This window comes from Arthrobacter ruber (genome assembly GCF_002954225.1).
GTDB classification, from domain to species: domain Bacteria; phylum Actinomycetota; class Actinomycetes; order Actinomycetales; family Micrococcaceae; genus Arthrobacter_D; species Arthrobacter_D ruber.
Genome location: NZ_PPTH01000013.1, coordinates 165,476 through 184,601, shown reverse-complemented (window position 1 = coordinate 184,601; position 19,126 = coordinate 165,476). Strand labels below are relative to the sequence as shown.

Annotated in this window: 15 protein-coding genes; 7 read left to right on the top strand and 8 right to left on the bottom strand. The window is 71.5% G+C overall.

Features of this window, described 5'->3' with window-relative positions:
- Positions 1–12 precede the first annotated feature (12 nt).
- Both CI785_RS04785 and CI785_RS04780 read right to left on the bottom strand, forming a co-directional pair.
- Positions 13–978, bottom strand: a complete 966-nt coding sequence (locus CI785_RS04785) for a serine/threonine-protein kinase (protein WP_105030943.1) — start codon at positions 976–978, stop codon at positions 13–15.
- A 147-nt stretch (positions 979–1,125) separates the two neighbouring features.
- A complete protein-coding gene (locus tag CI785_RS04780) occupies positions 1,126–1,923 on the bottom strand; it encodes an alpha/beta fold hydrolase (RefSeq protein WP_105030942.1) in 798 nt (265 codons plus the stop codon).
- A gap of 253 nt (positions 1,924–2,176) precedes the next feature.
- Here CI785_RS04780 and CI785_RS04775 point away from each other — a divergent pair, with 253 nt between their 5' ends.
- The 6 genes from CI785_RS04775 to CI785_RS04750 all read left to right on the top strand — a co-directional run bounded on the left by CI785_RS04775 (position 2,177) and on the right by CI785_RS04750 (position 8,873).
- Positions 2,177–2,905 (top strand): NUDIX hydrolase, encoded by a 729-nt coding sequence (locus tag CI785_RS04775; protein WP_105030941.1) that lies wholly within the window; start codon positions 2,177–2,179, stop codon positions 2,903–2,905.
- 117 nt (positions 2,906–3,022) lie between these two features.
- Positions 3,023–4,306, top strand: a complete 1,284-nt coding sequence (gene nadA / locus CI785_RS04770) for a quinolinate synthase NadA (protein WP_105030940.1) — start codon at positions 3,023–3,025, stop codon at positions 4,304–4,306.
- Complete coding sequence (gene nadB, locus CI785_RS04765) at positions 4,303–5,955, top strand: L-aspartate oxidase (RefSeq protein WP_105030939.1); 1,653 nt, start codon at positions 4,303–4,305, stop codon at positions 5,953–5,955. Before nadA ends, nadB begins: the two co-directional genes overlap by 4 nt.
- Positions 5,952–6,905, top strand: coding sequence for a carboxylating nicotinate-nucleotide diphosphorylase (nadC, locus tag CI785_RS04760; RefSeq protein ID WP_105030938.1), 954 nt, complete (start codon positions 5,952–5,954; stop codon positions 6,903–6,905). The genes nadB and nadC overlap by 4 nt, the downstream gene beginning before the upstream one ends.
- The gene (locus tag CI785_RS04755; RefSeq protein ID WP_105030937.1) at positions 6,892–8,064 is read left to right on the top strand and encodes a cysteine desulfurase family protein; all 1,173 of its coding nucleotides are present in this window, start codon (positions 6,892–6,894) and stop codon (positions 8,062–8,064) included. Before nadC ends, CI785_RS04755 begins: the two co-directional genes overlap by 14 nt.
- A 35-nt stretch (positions 8,065–8,099) precedes the next feature.
- Positions 8,100–8,873, top strand: coding sequence for a hypothetical protein (locus CI785_RS04750; RefSeq protein ID WP_105030936.1), 774 nt, complete (start codon positions 8,100–8,102; stop codon positions 8,871–8,873).
- Between the two features lie 31 nt (positions 8,874–8,904).
- Here CI785_RS04750 and CI785_RS04745 read toward each other — a convergent pair whose 3' ends face one another.
- Complete coding sequence (locus CI785_RS04745) at positions 8,905–9,822, bottom strand: oxidoreductase (RefSeq protein ID WP_105030935.1); 918 nt, start codon at positions 9,820–9,822, stop codon at positions 8,905–8,907.
- Between the two features lie 122 nt (positions 9,823–9,944).
- Between CI785_RS04745 and CI785_RS04740 the strand changes: the two genes are divergently transcribed.
- Complete coding sequence (locus CI785_RS04740) at positions 9,945–10,748, top strand: transglutaminase-like domain-containing protein (protein WP_105030934.1); 804 nt, start codon at positions 9,945–9,947, stop codon at positions 10,746–10,748.
- 33 nt (positions 10,749–10,781) lie between these two features.
- Here CI785_RS04740 and CI785_RS04735 read toward each other — a convergent pair whose 3' ends face one another.
- The 5 genes from CI785_RS04735 to CI785_RS04715 all read right to left on the bottom strand — a co-directional run bounded on the left by CI785_RS04735 (position 10,782) and on the right by CI785_RS04715 (position 18,969).
- Positions 10,782–11,285, bottom strand: a complete 504-nt coding sequence (locus CI785_RS04735; protein WP_105030933.1) for a MarR family winged helix-turn-helix transcriptional regulator — start codon at positions 11,283–11,285, stop codon at positions 10,782–10,784.
- A gap of 99 nt (positions 11,286–11,384) precedes the next feature.
- Positions 11,385–14,645 carry an efflux RND transporter permease subunit gene (locus CI785_RS04730; protein ID WP_105030932.1) on the bottom strand — a complete coding sequence of 1,087 codons (3,261 nt, stop codon included), beginning with the start codon at positions 14,643–14,645 and terminating at the stop codon, positions 11,385–11,387.
- 51 nt (positions 14,646–14,696) lie between these two features.
- Positions 14,697–16,190: a malate:quinone oxidoreductase gene (locus CI785_RS04725; protein WP_276308004.1), complete on the bottom strand. Its 1,494-nt coding sequence runs from the start codon at positions 16,188–16,190 to the stop codon at positions 14,697–14,699.
- A gap of 36 nt (positions 16,191–16,226) precedes the next feature.
- Positions 16,227–17,996 (bottom strand): ABC transporter substrate-binding protein, encoded by a 1,770-nt coding sequence (locus CI785_RS04720; RefSeq protein ID WP_240615002.1) that lies wholly within the window; start codon positions 17,994–17,996, stop codon positions 16,227–16,229.
- Between the two features lie 214 nt (positions 17,997–18,210).
- On the bottom strand, positions 18,211–18,969 hold the full coding sequence (locus CI785_RS04715) for a fasciclin domain-containing protein (protein ID WP_105030931.1): 759 nt from the start codon (positions 18,967–18,969) through the stop codon (positions 18,211–18,213).
- Between the last annotated feature and the right edge of the window lie 157 nt (positions 18,970–19,126).

Genomic DNA, 19,126 nt, shown 5'->3' with positions numbered 1-19,126 from the left:
GCCCTGCCGCGCTCAGCTGATGCTGGGCGCGTAGCGGGGCGGGTCCGGGAGACGCACGTTGCCCCCGACGATACCGCCGGTGATCATGCCGGCCGGGACGAACTCGGAGCCGCTGGCCCCCCGGGTGGAGGGTGCGGCCACGGGCGCCGGCGCGTGATCGTCGTCGCGGCTGCGCAGCTGGAGCGCGACATCATGCGCGAAGGGCCTCGCGGCAGGGTCCCTCGACGTCATGCGCCGCAGCAGGTCCGCCCACTCGGGACCGAGCGAATCCGGCACCTCGGGATCCCGCAGGAGACGGGCCAGTGCGGCCTCGACCACAGGTCCCGGGAACGCCTTCTCACCGGTCAGGCACTCGAGGAGTACGAGGCCGAGGGAGTAGATGTCGCTGCGCTCGTCGAGCGGATCACTCCTTGCCTGCTCGGGGCTGAGGTAGCTCGCGGTGCCGATCGTCGCGCCGACCGCCGTGGCCATGGTGGCCTCCACCAGGCGGGCGATCCCGAAGTCCGTGAGTTTGGCATACAGGCGCGTGCCGCTGTCCGTGCTGAGGAACATCAGGATGTTGGCGGGCTTCACGTCGCGGTGCACCACACCCTCGGAGTGGATGTAGGCGAGAGCGTCCGCCAGGTCCGCTCCGAGCTGCGCGACGTCCTCCGCGGGAAGCGCCCCGCGTCGGAGCAGGTGTCGCAGATCCTCGCCGTCCACGAGTTCCATGACGAGGAATCCCGTGGTACGGCCCTCCTCGTCCTCGTGCATGCCGGCGTCGTGCAGCGTCACGAGACCGGGATGGTTCAGCGTCGACAGCAGCATCGTCTCCGTGTGCTGGCGACGGTAGTCGTCGTCGTCGGACGTCGTGGGGTTGAAGATCTTGATCGCCACGTCGCGGCCCAGAGTGCGATCGACGGCGCGGTACACCGACGCGGTGCCGCCGACACCGAGGAGACCCGTGGTCTCATAACGGTCGGCAAGGAGCACGTGCATGCGTGTCCTCCCGCGCCAGGTTGTGATGGTCGACCGTCACACAGCCATAAGGCTGCTGATCAATTCCGAGTATAGCCTCGACCGGTGCGGCCCCGGCGTGTGCCGGACACGCGTTACCGAACCTTCACCGCACGTCACCGCGTCCCGTCATGCGAGGAAGGCGAGTGCCGCCTCCTTGAACACCCGGGAGGTGATCGCGTTCGTGTGGTTCCTGCCCGGCAGTGTGGTGACCACCGCATCCGGCGCCCACCGTGTGAGGTCCTCGAGGCCGACGGCGTAGTCGTCCTGGTCCCCCGCGACGAGGAGCAGCGGCATCTTCGGGACGGCGCCCTGCGGGTCGAACGGTTCCGTCTTGATGGCCGAGACCAGCGCCAGAAGCGCGGGCAGGTCGGCGTGCGGGCCGGCCTGAGCCATCCGCAGGAGGTCGGCGGTCGTCGGGTCCTGGGAAGGGGCTCCGCCGGCGAGGAAACGCTCGGCGCCCTCGAGGTCGAAGGCCGCGAGGGGGTCCGCCGTGCCCGGTCCGCCCAGCACCATCCTCCGCACCGTCTCGGGCTGGGTGGCGCCGAACTCCCACGCCAGCCTGGAACCCAGCGAGTAGCCGATGATGTCGACGCCGGAGGTCGGGTCGTCGCCGCGCAGAGGGAGGACACGCTCATCGAACAGGGCCTGCAGGATGTCGGCACGGATGCGGCTGGGAGCGTAGGCGCCGGCGTCGTCGGGCGTCGCACTTTCGCCGTGTGCGGGGAGGTCCACCATGACGACGCCGCGGCCCGCATCATTCAGGAGACGGACCCAGCCCGTCTCGATCCAGTTCTGCCGGGAGGACGAGCCGAAGCCGTGCAGCAGGAGGACCGGCGGCAGGGGCGCGGGGGAGTCCGGGAGGCTGCGGGTGATGGACAGGCGGGGATCGGTCCCCTCGACGGCGTGAACAGCGTGGTGATCCATGCGTCCCATCGTAAGGGCGGCAGAGACATGTGCACCGTTGAACACATCCCCGCCGCGCGGCCCGGGGGCCGACGCCAGTGACTTTAGACACTCCGACCGGATCGGGCAACCCCTCGGCTGCACGTTACGCGGTCCCGGCGACGGGGACGGGCGGTACGGACACTGCATCACGACCGGCTGTCGACCGCCGCTCCCATAAGTTATAGTCATCTTGACCCGAACAGGGCGCGCCCCTCGGACGGAAGGATCGGGTATGTACGGCTCGGCCAACGTCACGGAACGGCAGGCCCAGGCACCCGCCCTCGCGATCTCGACGGTCATCTTCGCGCTCCGCACGGATCCCGGGTCAGGCCGGTCCGAGATCTGGCTACCCCTCGTCCGCAGGATCCGGCAACCGCACCTCGGGAAGTGGGCGCTGCCCGGCGGACCCCTCGGTGGGAGCGAGTCGCTGCAGGATGCAGCAGCGCGGAACCTGAGGGAGACGACGGACCTCGAGCCGACCTACCTCGAGCAGCTCTACGCCTTCGGTGGACTCGACCGGGCGGCCACGCAGCGGCTCGTGTCCATCGTCTACTGGGCACTCGTCCGCCCCGACCAGGCCGACCTGGCGCGGGAATCGGAGAACGTCCGCTGGTTCCGCGCGTCCGAGGCGGCAGGCCTCGCCTTCGACCACGACGAGATCGTGGCCTACGCCCTCGAGCGGCTGCACGGCAGGATCGAGCACGGCTCCGTCGCCTACCACTTCCTGGGCGATCGGTTCACGCTCACCCAGCTGCGAGGGGTCTTCGAGGCCGTGCTCGGCCGGCCGCTCGATCCGGCCAACTTCCGCCGCCAGCTCCGGTCGGCACGGGACATCGCCGCGACGGACGAGGTACTCCAGGGCGGGCGCAACCGGCCGCCCCGCCTCTACCGCTACACCGGGCAGAACGCGCAGGCACCGCCGCCCGCCCGCACACCGGCGGACGACCGACCGACCTCGTGACGGGCGGTGTGCCGAATACGTCCCGACGATCACCCGACGCTGCCTCATCGACGCCGTCACCCCCACGACCGGCCCCGCAGCCCGACAGCCCGACAGCCCACCCCCAGGGAGAACGCCATGTCCGTCACCACCGCCATCCATGACCTCGCGCGAGGCCCCGCCGGGACCGGCGCAGCTCCGGGGACCTGCTCGCCGGACCTCGTGCGTGAGCCGTGGGCGTTCGACGCCCTCCCGCTGCCCGGTTACGGGCCGGGGGCGTCCGTGCAGGACCCGGCCCCGGCGACGACCCCGCGGCAGGGCGACCTGCCGGAGGAGTACAGGAACGCCCCGGCCGAGGAGCTCGACCGCCGGATCCTCGCCGCGAAGAACACACTGGGCGAGTCCGTCGTGATCCTCGGGCACTTCTACCAGCGTGACGAGGTGGTGAGATACGCCGACTTCGTGGGGGACAGTTACCAGCTCGCGCGGGCCGCCACCGAGCGGACGGCCGCCGAGGCCATCATCTTCTGCGGCGTCCACTTCATGGCGGAGACGGCCGACATGCTGTCCACACCGCAGCAGGCCGTGGTCCTGCCGAACCTCGCGGCGGGCTGCTCGATGGCGGACATGGCGGATATCGACTCCGTGTCGGAGTGCTGGGACCAGTTGACCGCTCTGTTCGGGTCGGAGCCGGACGCCGACGGCCGGCTGCCCGTGATCCCCGTGACGTACATGAACTCCTCGGCCGCCCTGAAGGGCTTCTGCGGGGAGAACGGGGGGATCGTGTGCACGTCGTCGAACGCGGCTGCCGTCCTCGAGTGGGCCTTCGAGCGGGGCCGGCGCGTGCTCTTCTTCCCCGACCAGCACCTCGGCCGCAACACGGCGAAGGCGATGGGCGTGCCGCTCGGGCAGATGCCGATGTGGAATCCTCGCAAGCCCTGGGGCGGCACGGACGAACAGACGCTGCACGACTCCCGCGTGATCCTCTGGCACGGTTTCTGCTCGGTGCACAAGCGCTTCACCGTGGCGCAGATCGAGAAAGCCCGCGCCGACTTCCCCGGCGTGCGGGTGATCGTGCATCCCGAGTGCCCGATGCCCGTGGTCGATGCCGCCGACGAGTCCGGCTCCACCGACTACATCCGGAAGGCCATCGCCGCGGCGGAGCCTGGCAGCACCTTCGCGATCGGCACGGAGATCAACATGGTGAACCGGCTCGCCGCGCAGCATCCGGAGCACACCATCTTCTGTCTCGACCCTGTCATCTGCCCCTGCTCCACCATGTACCGCATTCACCCCGGCTACCTCGCGTGGGTGCTCGAGGGGCTCGTCGACGGGCACGTGCTCAACCGCATCACGGTGCCCGACTCCGTCGCGGAACCCGCCCGGGTGGCGTTGAACCGGATGCTCGCGGTCCGGCCATGAGGACAGTCCCTGCCTCGGGCGGGAGGAACGGTTCGCCGGGCCTGCGGACCGTGGTCGTCGGCGCGGGGATCGCAGGGCTGCAGACAGCCCTGGTGCTCCGTCGCCTCGACCCGACGGCCGAGGTGGTCCTGGTGTCGAAGGGGCCGCTCGGCGAGAGCAACACCGAGTACGCCCAGGGCGGTATCGCCGCCGTCGTGCCGCGTCCGGCAGGTGCGGGGATGCCCGACGGCGGTGCAGGCCCGGCAAGTGTCCTCGATTCGGTCCAGGCCCATATCGCCGACACGCTCCGTGCCGGGGCCGGCCTGGCCGATGCGGACGCGGTCGCCGTCCTGTGTGAGGGAGCCGCGGAGGGGATCGCCGCGCTGGAGCACTCGGGGGCGGTCTTCGACACCGCCGGTGCCACCGCGCTGCCTGCCCTCGGCCGGGAGTCGGCGCACTTCGCGGCGAGGATCCTGCACATCGGCGGCGACACGACCGGAGCCGGGCTCGTGGACGCGCTCCTCGGCGCGGTCCGGGCCGACGGCGATCTCCGCGTGCTGGAGCACACCGTCGTGACGCGGGTGCTGCTCGACGCCGCACCCGACGGCTCGTCGCACGCCACGGGCGTCGAGGTGGTCGCGGCCGACGGAACCGGGCGGATCACCGCGGACGCCGTCGTGCTGGCGACGGGCGGCGCGGGGCAGCTCTTCGAGCACACCACGAATCCCGCGGTCGCCACGGGTGACGGCGTGGCACTGGCCTGGCGGGCCGGCGCCGTGGTCGCCGACCTCGAGTTCTTCCAGTTCCACCCGACATCGCTCGACGTGCCGGGGAACCCGCTCCTCTCGGAGGCGGTGCGTGGCGAGGGGGCCCGACTCGTCGACGGCGCAGGGCGCGCGTTCATGACGGACTACCACCCCGACGGGGACCTCGCCCCACGCGACGTCGTGGCGCGGGGTCTCGCGGACCGGCTCGCCCGCGACCGTTCACGCGCGGCGACGGACCGGGCGCCGCAGGTCTTCCTGGACGCGACGGCGCTCGGTGGTGCGTTCCTGGCCGGGCGCTTCCCGTCCCTCACGGCGCTCACCGCACAGCACGGTCTCGACTGGTCCTCGGCCCCCGTGCCCGTGGTCCCTGCGGCGCACTACTGGATGGGCGGCGTCAGGACGGATACGGACGGCCGCACCTCGGTCCCCGGGCTCTTCGCCGTTGGTGAAGCGGCGTGCACGGGCGTGCACGGCGCCAACCGGCTCGCCTCGAACAGCCTGCTCGAGGGGGTGGTCTTCGGGGCACGGTGTGCAGCGGCGATCGCCGCCGGCCGGGGAGCGGCGCCGGTCTTCGACGCCGAACCGGTGGATCTGGAAGCGGAGGCGGCCCCGACGCAAGCCTTCACGCGCCGGGACCTGCAGGCGCTGATGTCCGATCACGCGGGCTTACTGCGCACGGGCGAGGGCCTGGACCTCGCCCGCAAGCACCTCGCCTCCTTCCGCGTGGATGCGGATCCCGAGAACGCCAACCTGCTGCTGTGCGCGCGCCTCCTCGTTCATGCCGCCGCGAACCGGGTCAGGTCCTGCGGAGCGCACTTCCGCTCGGACCAGCCCGCCAGCCCGCCCGACCGGCCCGACCCGAGCCGGTCCTACGTCCGAGCCCCCCGAGGGAGAACGCCATGACAGAGACCGTCATCAGCCCGACACCCCCCGCCGTTCCCCGCCCGTCGTCCCCGTCGGCGTCCACGTCCGTGCCACCGCAGCACCTGATCGACGCGGTCGTCGCCGCCGCGCTCGCCGAGGATGCGCCCTGGGGTGACATCACCTGCCAGGCACTCATCGACCCCGACCTGGAGGCGACGGCGACCATCACCGCACGGGAGCCGGGCGTCCTCTGCGGGACCGCCGCCATCGAGGCCGCCCTGCGCCTCACGGACGCGCGCATCCGCGTGGTCTTCCCGCAGGTGGACGGTACCCGGTTCGACGCCGGTGCCGTCCTCGCGGAGATCAGCGGACCGGCGGCCGGGATCCTCACCGCGGAACGGACGGCCCTCAACATCGCCCAGCGGCTCAGCGGGATCGCCACGATGACGCGCGCCTTCGTCGACGCCGCGGCCGGCACGGGGGCGCGCATCACCGACACCCGCAAGACGACACCCGGCCTCCGGCTGCTCGAGCGCTGGGCGGTCCGGTGCGGCGGCGGCTCCAACCACCGCTCCAGCCTGTCCGACGCCGTGATGGTCAAGGACAACCACCTGGCCCTGCTCGCGGTCGACGGGCCGGCAGCCCTCACGCAGTCCCTGCTGGCCATGCGGTCCCGTGTGCCGCACACCGTGCACGTGGAGGTCGAGGTGGACCGGCTGGACCAGCTCGAGCCGGTCCTCGCCGCCGGGGTGGACACGGTCATGCTCGACAACTTCGGCCTCGACGACCTGATGGAGGGAGTGCGCCGCATCGGCGGCCGGGCACTGGTCGAGGCCAGCGGCAACGTCCGGCTGGACACGGTCCCGGCCATCGCGGCGACCGGCGTGGACCTCATCTCCGCCGGTGCCCTCACCCACAGCGTCCGGTCGCTCGACCTCGGACTGGACTTCGGCCCCGGCTCCAGGACCGGCGGCCATGATCTACCTTGACGCCGCCGCGACGGCCCCCGCGAAGCGTGAGGTCCTCGAGGAGATGTGGCCCCTGCTGACCTCCACGTTCGGCAACCCCTCGAGCCACCACACCTACGGCGAGGCCGCGGCGACCGAGTTGGCCCGCGCCCGTGCACGCATCGCCGCTCTGCTGGGCTGCCGGGCCGGGGAGATCGTCTTCACCTCGGGCGGCACCGAGGCCAACAACCTCGCGCTCAAGGGGCTCGCCCTGGCCGCGCCGCGGGGGCGGCACATCGTGGCGAGTGCCATCGAGCACCCGTCGGTGCTGGAGGTGCTCGACTACCTCCGCAGCTTCCACGGCTTCCGCATCACCACGCTGCCCGTGTCCTCCACCGGCGTCGTCTCCCCGTCGGCGCTGGCCGCCGCGCTCGAGGAGAGCACGACCCTGTGCACCGTGATGTACGCGAACAACGAGGTGGGCACCGTGCAGGACCTCGCCGCGCTGGCCGGGGTGTGCCGGGCCGCCGGCGTCCCCTTCCACTCCGACGCCGTGCAGGCCGCGGGCTGGCTTCCCCTCGGGGTGGACGGCCTGGGCGTCACGGCCCTCAGCGTCTCGGGGCACAAGCTCGGGACGCCGAAGGGCACGGGAGTGCTGTACCTCCGGGCGGGGACGCCCTGCGAACCCGTGCTGCACGGCGGCGGGCAGGAGCGCGGACGCCGCTCCGGCACGGAGAACGTGGCCGGTGCCGTGGGCCTCGCGCGGGCGCTGGAGCTCGCGCAGGGCGCCCTGCCGGGGACCGCGGTCACGGCCGCCGGGGCACGGGCCGCCTTCATCTCCACCGTCCTGGACGGAGTGCCCGGAGCGATCCTGACGGGCGACGCCGATCGGAGGCTGCCCAACCTCGCCTCGTTCTGCTTCCCCGGCGTGAGCGGCGAGGCGGTCCTGCTGGAACTCGAGCGCCGGGGGATCGTGTGCTCGAGCGGGTCCGCCTGCGCGGCCGGGTCCACGGAGCCCTCGCCGGTGCTGCTGGCACTCGGCCTGGACGAGGAGACCGCCTCCACCGCCGTGCGTCTCTCATGGACCTCCGACACAGGCTCCGACGAGCTCGCGAGCGCGGCCGCGGCCGTCGTCGCCTCCGTCCGCGCAGTCCGGTCGCTCGGCGCGGCATACCCCTGCGTCGGCGCGACCGGACCCTAGACTGGCCGCACCGAGCCGCCCGGAGGGGAGCGCAGATGAACCAGATACCGACCAGCGGGCGGGATACCCGTCGCGTCCTGCAGGGCGTCCTCGCCGCCGCGCTCGTGGGCCTCCTGCTGCCGTCGTGTTCCACGCTGCAGGGCGACGACGGCGGAGTCCCGTCGGCGTCGGCGACCGCGTCACCGACGTCCGAGCCGGCCGCCGCGCCGCTGCGACAGGCGCGCGAGGGCTGGAAGGTGTTCACCGATCCCGGACGGCTCATCAGCTTCGAGCTGCCGCAGGCGTGGGTCGTGCAACCGCTCGAGCCGGAGCCCGGTGCCTATGCGCCGGACTCGCTGCACTACGCCGTCCGCACGCCGGAGGGGACCACGGCCGCAGAGCTGCACTCCGGCATCCTGGCGCCCGAGGACCCCTGCCCCGACGCGCAGCGCACTCCGTACTACGTCCTCGGCAGCGAACCCCTCGACACGACCGGCGGTGCGCCGGCCGCCGGTATCGAACCGCGCTTCGTGGTCCGGATCATCACCGGATTCCGCTTCTTCGGTTCCTACGGCATCACGGACCAGGTGGGCGGGGCTGACGGTCTCGCGTGTTCCCTTCCCAACACGGTCCAGGGCGGCGAGGCCCTCGGGCGGTTCAGCTTCGGCGACCTCGAGGTGCTGGCTCCGAAGGCTCCGGCGAACACCGGACCGGGGACGGTCTCCTTCGGCACGATCGGGGAAGCCGAGGCGTACTACGACACCCCGGAGTTCGCCACCATCCGCGAGATGGTCCGTTCAGTCCGCGTGGAGCCCGCTCCGGCCGGCTGACGGGACGCCGGACGGGAGACCAGGCAGGGCGTCAGGCGGCGGGCCGCAGGGCCGTGTAGTCCACCCCGGTCAGTTCGGCGCTGCGGTTCCACAACCGCACCGCGATGTCCTGGTCGAGCACGCGGGGCACGGGGGCCACGAGGCGGGGAGCGCCGCGGGTCTCCCCGGGCCCGGACGGGCCGTAGTAATCGCCGCCCCGTACATCGGGCGCCGTCGCCGCGTACAGCGTGGGCAGGGCGCCGGCGGCATCGGACTGGCCCATGAGCTTGAGGAAGCCCCCGAAGGCGTCGAGCACCGGGGCCTGCATGCCGGCGGTCAGGTTCGTGTTGGCGAGCCCCGGGTGCGCCGCCACGGAGGTGAGGTCCCAGCCCGCGGCGCGCGCCCGGCGGTCGAGCTCCACCATGAAGTACAGGTTCGCGATCTTGCTCTGGCCGTAGGCACCCCACCGGCTGTACCGGCGCTCCGACTGCAGGTCCCCGAAGTCGATGCGCCCCCGCCTGTGGGCGATGCTCGAGAGAGTGACGACGCGCGGGGACCCTGCCGCGCGCAGGTTCGGCAGCAGCAGGCCCGTCAGCGCGAAATGACCGAGGTGATTGGTGCCGAACTGCAGTTCGAACCCGTCCGCCGTGGTGGACCTCGGCGTGGCCATGACGCCCGCGTTGTTCACGAGCAGGTGCACTGGCCCGTCCAGGGCTGCGGCGAACGCGCGGACCGATGAGAGGCTCGCGAGGTCGAGCACGCGCATCTCGACCTCCCCGCTCCCGCTCAGGGACCGCACCCGCGCCTCGGCGCCCCGCCCGCGCTCCTCGTTGCGGCAGGCCAGCACCACGTGCGCGCCCTTCCGGGCGAGTCCGACGGCGGTCTGCAGGCCCAGCCCGCTGTTGGCACCGGTGATGACCGCGCGCCGTCCCCCCAGATCGCCGATCGAGTCCGCTGTGAAGTCGCTCATGTGTTCCTCTCCTGCCCGGGGCTCCTGCCCGGGTCCGGTGGTGCCCGTCCGGCGTTGATGGTGCGCCCTCGCCCCAGCATAGAGTTGGGGGCGGACCTGCCACCTACCGGGAGCAACGAACCATGCAGCGCACCGTCTCCGCCGACCTCGATGCCACGACCATCGCGGGTACAGAGGTCGTCCTGTCCATCGCCCTGGCCGCCCCGGGGAGCTACACGGCCGTCGAGGAGGAGCTGGCCGTGCTGATCGACGGTGAACCGGCCGAGCTCCGCCCGCTCGAGGACAGGGACGGCACGCGGCTGCACGTGTTCCGCACGCCGCGGGCCTCGTCCATCCGCGTGCGCTACCGCGCGCAGGTCACGGGGAACGCCGCCCCGGCGCCGCTGGACGACGTCGACCTCGTGCGCTACGTGCGGCCGAGCCGCTACTGCGAGTCGGACAGGATCCTGCCCACCGCCTACGCGCAGTTCCCCGACCTCCGCGGTGTGGACCTGATGCAGGGCGTGCGGGACTGGGTCGCGGCCGAGCTCTCCTACGTCCCGGGCTCCTCCGGGTTCACCGACGGCGCGGTGGACACCCTCCTCGCCCGCCGGGGCGTCTGCCGCGACTACGCCCACCTCGTGATCGCGCTCCTGCGGGCCCGGGACATCCCTGCCCGCCTCGCCTCCGTGTACGCGCCGGGTCTCAGCCCGATGGACTTCCACGCCGTCGTCGAGGCGTGGGTGGACGGCACGTGGCACCTGCTGGATGCCACGGGGCTCGCCCCACGTGCCTCGATGCTGCGCATCGCGACGGGAAGGGACGCGACCGACACCGCGCTCGTCTCCACGGTGGGCGGTTCCCTGCAGCTCTCGGGCCTGACGGTGACCGCGACGGTCGACGAGCTGCCTGTCGATCATGCGGCCGAACGCCTGGCCCTCCGCTGACCGCCGGCCCTGCAGCCGCTTCCCGGGGCGGGGCTACCGCTCCAGGGCGGCGTTGATCTTGTCCGTCAGGGCCTTCAGCTGGTCCATCTCCGCGGGGTCCAGGACCGGAGCCAGCACGTCATGGATGCGGTGGACGTGCGCCGAGCCGATCCGTCGCTGCAGCGCCCTGCCCTCGTCGGTCAGCCCCAGCTCCACGCCGCGGTGGTCCTTCTCGGCGGGGCGCCTGCGCACGAGGTTCCTCGCCTCGAGACGGTCCACCATGCGGCTGAGGCTGGGCTGGCTGATCAGCAGGTGGTTGTTGAGTTCGTTCAGGCGGGTCCAGCCACCGGGACACCGGCTGAGGTTGAACAGGACGTCGTACTCGCCGATGGGCAGTTCCCGGAACGCGGGATCCTGCCGGATGCGGCGCATCACGCCCACCTGCGCACGGAAGAGGGCCTCCCAGGTCTCCGACGCCTGCCGGACCGACGCACCCGTGCCCTCGCCGTCGTGAGCCCGCCCGGGCTGCCCGACGGCGGTGTTCGACTCCTCGCCCATGGCTGCTGCCCGGCCTCCCGCCGGTCGGCCCGGCAATCGATGTGTTTGCATCAAGTATACGCGGCGCCCCTCCGCGGCGCCGCTGCCGGATGCGAGGCCTCAGGCGGCAGCCCGACGCTGGGCCCGTTCCTCGCGACGCCCCTCGACGAGCCGGTACAGGACCGGGACGAGGACGAGCGTGAGCGCCGTCGAGGAGACGAGCCCGCCGATCACGACGACGGCCAGCGGCTGCGAGATGAACCCGCCCTCGCCGGTGAGGCCCAGGGCCATCGGGGTGAGCGCGAAGATCGTGGCCAGCGCCGTCATGAGGATGGGCCGGAGCCGCTGGCGGGCACCCTCGCGGATCGCCTCGGCGACCGGCAGGCCCGGCGACCCGTTCCGCGGCAGGCGGTACTGGTTGATGAGGTCGATCAGCACGATCGCGTTCGTCACCACGATGCCCACGAGCATCAGCATGCCGATGAGCGAGGGCAGCCCGAGCGGGATCCGGGTGATCAGCAGCAGGGCGATGGCGCCCGTGGCCGCGAAGGGGATCGACACGAGCAGGATCAGGGGCTGTACGAGGCTCTTGAACGTGGCCACCATGATGACGTAGACGATCGCGACGGCCGCCCAGAGCGCCAGGAACAGCTGGTCGAAGGACTCCACCTGCTGGGTCGAGGCACCGCCCACCGTGGCGGTCGCACCCGCGGGCAGGTCGATGTCCTCGAGCCGTTCGGTGACGGCGGTGGTCAGGCTGCCGAGGTCGTCCCCGGCCGGCGTGATCGAGACACGGGCGGTCCGCTCCCCGTTCGTGCTCGTGACGGAGAGCGGCACCTGCACCTCCTCCACCGAGGCGACGTCGGTCAGGGGGACGGGCCCGCGTGCCGCCGGGACCTGGAGGGTGCGGAGCTGCTCGAGGCTCGTGATGCGTGTGCCCTCGCCGATCAGCACCGGGAAGTCGTCGGCGTCGAACCGCACGGAGCCGGCCGGGACGGGGCTGATGCTGCCGCCCAGCAGCGCGGCGATCTGGCCCTCGCTGAGGCCCGCGGCGACGGCGGCGGCCCGGTCCACGTCGATCTGGACCTGCGGCGATGCCGCGGAGAGGTTGCTCGAGACCTCGCCCGCACCTTCGAGCCCCTGCATGCCGTCGAGGACGGCGGCGTTCGCGGATTCGAGGTCCTCGCCGGCGGGAGCGGTGATGTCCACGTCGATGGTGCTGGACGTCCCGAAGCCGCCCTGCTGGCTCGACAGGGAGAAGCTTCCGGCGTCCGACAGTCCCTCGAGGTCCTTGCGGACCGACTCCTGGAGTGTCTCCTGGTCCGCCTCCTCGTCGGTGATGACGGTGAAGGTCGCCACGGAGGCCCCGCCGGAGAACTGGGCGGCGAAACCCCCCTCCGCGTTGCCGACGGTCAGCTGGACGTCCCTGATCTCGGGGTTGTCGGCCAAGATCTCCTCGGTGCGGCCGGCCGCCTCCGCGGTGGTCGCGAGGCTGGAGCCCGGCGGGAGGGTCTGCGTGAGGGAGAAGCTGTTCTGCCCGGAACCGCCGAGGAGGTTCGTGGGCAGGAACGGGACCATCGCCGCCGTCGCGCCCAGCACGATCAGCCCGCTGACGAGCGTGACGACGGGATGGCGCTGTGTCCCGGTCAGGATCGGCAGGTAACCACGCTGGAGCAGTGACGGGCGTTCGGGTACGGGGGCCTCCCGGGCGCCGTCATCCGGCACGGGCGCCGCGTGGCGTGCTCCCCGGCGGGAGGGCGCGGTGCGGGGGAGGAACCAGTAGGCCAGTACCGGGATGATCGTCAGCGACACGGCCAGGGACGCCAGGAGCGCGATGCCCGTCGTGACGGCGAAGGGGCGGAAGAGCTCGCCCGCGAGGCCGCCGACGAAGCCGATCGGCGCGAAGACGGCGACGGTGGTGAGGGTCGAGGCGGTGATGGCCCCGGCGACCTCCCGGACCGCGGTCAGGATGGCCTCGCGCTTCTCCTCGCCGTAGCCGAGGTGCCGCTTGATGTTCTCGATCACGACGATGGAATCGTCGACCACGCGCCCGATGGCGATCGTCAGTGCTCCGAGGGTCAGCAGGTTGAGGGAGTAGCCCGCCGCGTAAAGCCCGATGAACGTGATGAGCAGGGACAGCGGGATGGAGATGGCGGTCACCAGCGTGGAGCGGACCGAGAGGAGGAAGACGAGGATGATCAGCACGGCGAACCCGAGGCCCAGGATCCCCTCGGTGGTGAGGTCGTCGATGCTGCTCTCGATGAACGGCGCCTGGTCGAACACCACCGTGATGTCCGCGGCGTTGCCGAGCTCCGCCTCGAGCTCGGGGACGAGGGCCACGATCTGCTGGGAGATCTCCACCGTGTCGCCGTCGGGCACCTTGGTCACCGAGAGGGCGAGCGTCTCCACCCCGTTGGTCCGCGTGACGGAGGTGGCCTCGTCGTCGGCCAGGCGGACGTCGGCGATCCCGCCGATGGTGGCGACCGGGCCCCGCGCGGGCGCGGGCGAAGCGGGCGCTGACGTACCGGCCGGCGCATCCGGGGAGGCGCCCGGTGCGCTGCCGCCGGGCGCCGTCCCTCCGCCGGTCGCGGCTCCGGGCTGCGCCGAGCCGGATCCACCGGTGTCGCCGGAGGACGACGACGAGGGGAGCACCGGCAGGGCCTCGATGTCCTCGAGCGACCCGATCTGGCTGCCCGCCTGGATGGTCAGCGAGCGGGGATCCTCCTCGAGGGTGCCGACCGGGAAGAGCGCGCCGTTGTCCTCGAGCGTGCTGGTGAGGTCGCTGACGGTCAGTCCGGCCCCCTCCAGCGCTCCGGCCCGCGGCAGGATCGCCACGTGCTGCGTGGTGCCGCCGGAGACGTCCGCGGTCCGCACGCCGTCGATCTTCTGCAGCCGGGGGACGGTCAGCCGCGCGAGGTCGCCGTTGAGCTCACTGAGGGTCTGGTCGGACGAGACCGCCATGAACACGATGGGCAGATCGCTGATGCTGCCGGCGAGTGCCTGCGGTTCCACGTCCTCGGGAAGCGTGGGGCGGACCGTCGAGATGGCCCGGTCCACCTGTGCCCTCGCGCGGTCGAGGTCGGTGCCGTACACGAAGACGAGGCTCACGGTAGAGACGCCCGTGCGCGAGGTGGACGACGATGACTCCAGCCCCTCGACGCCGCTGAGCGCCGCCTCGAGCGGTTCGCTGACCTGCTGGTCGAGGTACGTCGGGGAGGCACCCGGCACGGCGGACAGCACCGTGATCTGCGGGAACTCGAGCGAGGGGATCAGTTCCTGCTTGAGGGACCCGAGCGTGATCACGCCGAAGACCGACGCGAAGACGGTGATGAGCGCGATCAGGGCACGGTTGCCGAGGGAGAGCTGGGCCAGACGGAACAAGGGACCTGCCTTCGATGCTGGCGGGCGCCCCGCGGGCCGGGACCGCCGTCGTTACTTGAGTTTGAGGACCCGGTCGGTGAGCGACTGCACCTCGGAGGCCAGGGACGGGTTCTCGTTGAGCTTGACTCCGTAGCCGGGCAGCATCTCCTTGAGCTTCGGCTCCCAGTCGGCGATCTTGGCCGGGAAACAGCGCTTGAGCAGTTCGACCATGATCGGGGCGGCCGTGGAGGCGCCGGGGGATGCTCCCAACAGGGCTCCCACCGAGCCGTCCGAGGAGGTGATGACCTCGGTGCCGAACTGCAGTACGCCGCCTTTCTTCGGGGCCTTCTTGATGACCTGCACACGCTGACCCGCCGAGATCAGTTCCCAGCTGCTGCCGTCCGCGCTCGGGAGGAACTCGTTGAGCGACTCGTTCTTGGCGTCGCGGTTCTTCAGCACCTCGGTGATGAGGTACTTCGTCAGGGACATGTTGTCCTTGCCGACCGCCAGCATCGGCACGAGGTTGGAGGGCCTGATGGACGAGGGCAGGTCCAGGTAGGAGCCCCGCTTGAGGAATTTCGTCGAGAACCCGGCGTAGGGCCCGAAGAGCAGGGAGCGCTCGCCCTGGACGAAGCGCGTGTCGAGGTGCGGCACGGACATGGGCGGGGCGCCCACGGACGCCTGGCCGTAGACCTTGGCGTTGTGCTGGCTGACAAGCTCCGCGTCGGTGCACCGCAGGAACTGGCCGGAGACGGGGAAGCCCGCGAAGCCGCGGCCCTCGGGGATGCCGCTGCGCTGCAGCAGGTGCAGGGCGCCGCCACCGGCGCCGATGAAGACGAATCTCGTGGTCACGGTGCTGGACGCCCCGGTGGCCCTGTTCTTAATCTTGACGTCCCAGCGGCCGTCGGTGGCGCGGGCGACGTCGAGCACGTCGAAGCCGTAGTGGAGGTCGACGCCGGTGCCCTCGAGGTAACCGGTGAGCTGGCGGGTCAGGGCACCGAAGTCAACGTCGGTGCCGCCCTCGACCCGGGACGCCGCGACGGGCTGGGACGGGTTGCGGCCCTTCATGACCAGTGGCGTCCAGCCGGCGATGGTGTCGTGGTCCTCGCTGTGCTCCATGGTGTTGAACAGCGGCTGCGGGCTCAGTGCCTCGTAGCGCCTGCGCAGGTACTGGGCGTTCGCCTGGCCCCAGACGAAGCTCATGTGCGGCACGGGGTTGATGAAGCTGCGCGGGTCGCCGATGTGCCCCTCGGACACCAGGTGCGACCAGAACTGCCGTGACACCTGGAACTGCTCGTTGATGGCGACGGCCTTGGCCGGGTCCACGGAGCCGTCCTTGCCCGCGGGGGAGTAGTTCAGCTCGCAGAGGGCGGAGTGGCCCGTGCCGGCGTTGTTCCAGGGGTCGGAGCTCTCGAGGCCGGCGACGTCGAGCCGCTCGAAGAGCGAGATGTCCCATTCGGGCTGGAGCTGCCGGAGGAAGGCGCCGAGTGTGGCGCTCATGATCCCACCGCCGATCAGCACGACGTCGGTGGTCCTGGCAGGGGTGCCCAGATTACTAGTGGTCAACGTTGTCTCCAGTCGCGAGGTCGTAGCAGGGAAAGCCTAGCCGCTGGGAGTGACACTCCCTAAATCAGCGGGGTCCCCGTCGCCCTGGCCGGAGGGCTCGGGAAGAGGCTCGGCGTCCGCGAGGTCGATGCGGTTGAAGACCTCGTGCATCACCGGGCTGACGGGGTACGTCCTCACGCGCGCGCTCATCGCCAGGGCGGAGATGGGGAAGGCGAGCGGGACGGCGGGGATCCTGTTGGCGATCTGTGCACTGATGTCGGCGTAGGCCTCCGTACGGTCCTCGCCGCCGGGCAGTCCGCGTGCCCGGTTGATCTTGCTGAACAGCTGCGGATCGTCGTAGGCGAACTCCTGGTTGCGGCCGCCGAAGAGCGCGCCGACGAAGTTGTCGGGATCCTGGTAGCTCCCGCTCCAGCCGAGGAGGTGGAAGGCCCGCTCGCCGGATCCCTGGACCGTCGCCACGTAGTCGTCGCTCCAGTCGACCGGTACGGGCCGGATGTTGAAACCGGCCTCGGTCAGCTGCCGGCTGAGCTCGGCGTAGGCCTTCTCGGGTGCCGGCAGGTACGCACGGGAGACGTTGCGCGGGTAGTAGAAGGGCAGTTCGCGCCCGTCGTAGCCGGATTCCTCCAGCAGTTCCCTCGCGAGGTCGAGATCGTGCCCGTAGTCCTGCACCGTCTCGTTGCTCACACCGAGCTTCTCCGGGATGAACTGGCGGGCAGGCTTCGTGCCGTTCAGGAAGCGGCCGTCGATCAGGGCGTCCTTGTCGATGGCGTGGGCGACGGCGCGGCGGAAGAGGAGGTCGTCGACGCCCGGGAAGGCCTCGTTCATGCCGAGGTACAGCACCGAGTAGGGGTCCCGCTGGAGGAACTGGAGCCCGTTGCGGGCGAGGTCGACGGCGCTGTCGACACTGACGAAGTCGTAGCCGTCGATCCGCCCCGACGTGAGGGCGCGGGCCCGGGAGTCGGGGTTCGGGATGGTGGTGAAGAGCACTTCCTCGACCTCGCCGCGGTCGCCCCAGTAGTCCGGGGAGGAGGCGAGTGCGACGGCGCCCGGCTCCCACGAGGTGAACCGGAAGGGTCCCGTCCCCACCGGCGCCAGGCCGTAGCGGGAGACGGCGTTGCCCTCCCGGGACTCGCTGAGGGTGTCGGCCGCTCCGGCCTGCAGCGCGACGGGGGAGGACATGGCGAAGGCCGGGGCGGCGAGCGCCGGGATGAGGCCGGTGATCCTGCCGGCCAGGCGCAGGGTGGCGGTGTAGGCGCCGGTCGCGGAACAGCCCTCGTAGAGGCTGAGCTCCGGATTGTCGGAGAAGGCCTTGAACACGTTCTCGAAGGGCAGGTGGGGGGCGCCGGTCCGTGCGGCGGCGGGCATGGTGTACCAGCGGTCGAAGTTGGCGCAGACCGCCTGGGCGTCGAACGGCCGGCCGTCGTGGAAGACGACGCCCTGCCGGAGCGTGAACTCGTAGGCCCGGCCGGAGTCCTGTTCCTCCCAGGACTCCGCCAGCAGTGCCGTGGGCTCGGAGGTGAGCGGGTCCACGCCGACCAGTCCCTCGAGGATCTGCTGCGTCACGCGGTAGGACTCGGTGTCGTTGGCCAGTGCGGGATCGAGGGTCCGGGGGTCGGCCGCGGTCCCGAAGGTGAAGGTGGACGTGCCGGTGGCCGCGGTGGTCATGGTGGGGGTGGGCTGGGGCGGGGTGACCTCCCCGGCCGTACAGGCCACGAGGGAGACCGCGGTGACCAGTGCCGTCGCCAGCGGGACCATGCCGCGGGCGCCCCGTCCGTGGCGGATGCGGCGCGCGGCAGGGGTCTTCACGAGCTTCGGTCTCCGATGGCAGGGGGGCCCGGTCCAGCGGGACCCGGGTGTCTGGAAGCCCAAGTCTAGGTGATGACCCTGTCCGTGCCGTGCAGGAATCGGGGCCGACGGCCACCCCCTGACGAACGGACGGACCCCCTCACCGCGAGGGTGAGGGGGTCCGTCCGGTGCCCCGGGCCACGTCAGAGGGGTGGGCCGGGGTGGTCAGCAGTCCCTAGCCGGCAGCGGGGGGCATGAGGACGGTGTCCACCAGGTAGACGACGGCGTTCTGGGTCTGGACGCCGCCGCAGATCACGTTGGCGTCGTTGACCATGAGCGCGTCCCCGGAGCCGGTGACCTCGAGGGTCGCGCCCTGCGCCGTGGTCTGCGTGGTGCCCATGAGCTCGGAGGGCTGGATCTTGCCGGGGACCACGTGGTAGGTGAGGATGCTGGTGAGGCCCTCGGTGTCGGTCTTCAGGCCCTCGACGGCCTCGGCGGGCAGGGCCTCGAAGGCGGTGTCGACGGGGGCGAAGACGGTGAACTCGCCGCTGTTGAGGGTGTCCACGAGGTCGACGTCGGGGTTGATGCCGCCCGTGACCGCAGCGGTCAGCTGGGTCAGGATCGGGTTGTTCGATGCCGCGGTCGTCACGGGATCGAGGGCCATGCCCTCCACGGAGCCGGCGCCGGAGGGGACCTGCTCGGCGTACCCGGCGCAGCCGGGGCCCACGAGGTTGGCTGCTGGGTCCATCGCGGCGTCGGCGGAGGCCGAGGCGCTCGGAGTGGCGTCGGCCGACGCCGACTCGCTCGCCATGCCGCTCTCGCTCGCCATGCCGCTCTCGCTCGCCATGCTGCTCTCGCTCGCCATGCTGCTGGCGGAGCTGCTCGGGGTGGACTCCGAGGCCGCTTCGTCGCCGCCGCCACAGGCCGCGAGGCCCATCATCGAGATGGCTGCGATGCCGAGGATCGAGAGATTCCTGCGCTTGGTGATTTCCATGAGTTGTCCTCCGTAGAAGGCGTCCCAGCGGGCGCCCGTGGTGGGTGAGTGGCGGTGAAACACATCGTGTCGATGTCTCGGAGATACTTCGGACGACCCGTGGGGGTGGATGGGTTCGTTTTCTGCAGGGACTTCTCCGGAGCACATCCGACCATGT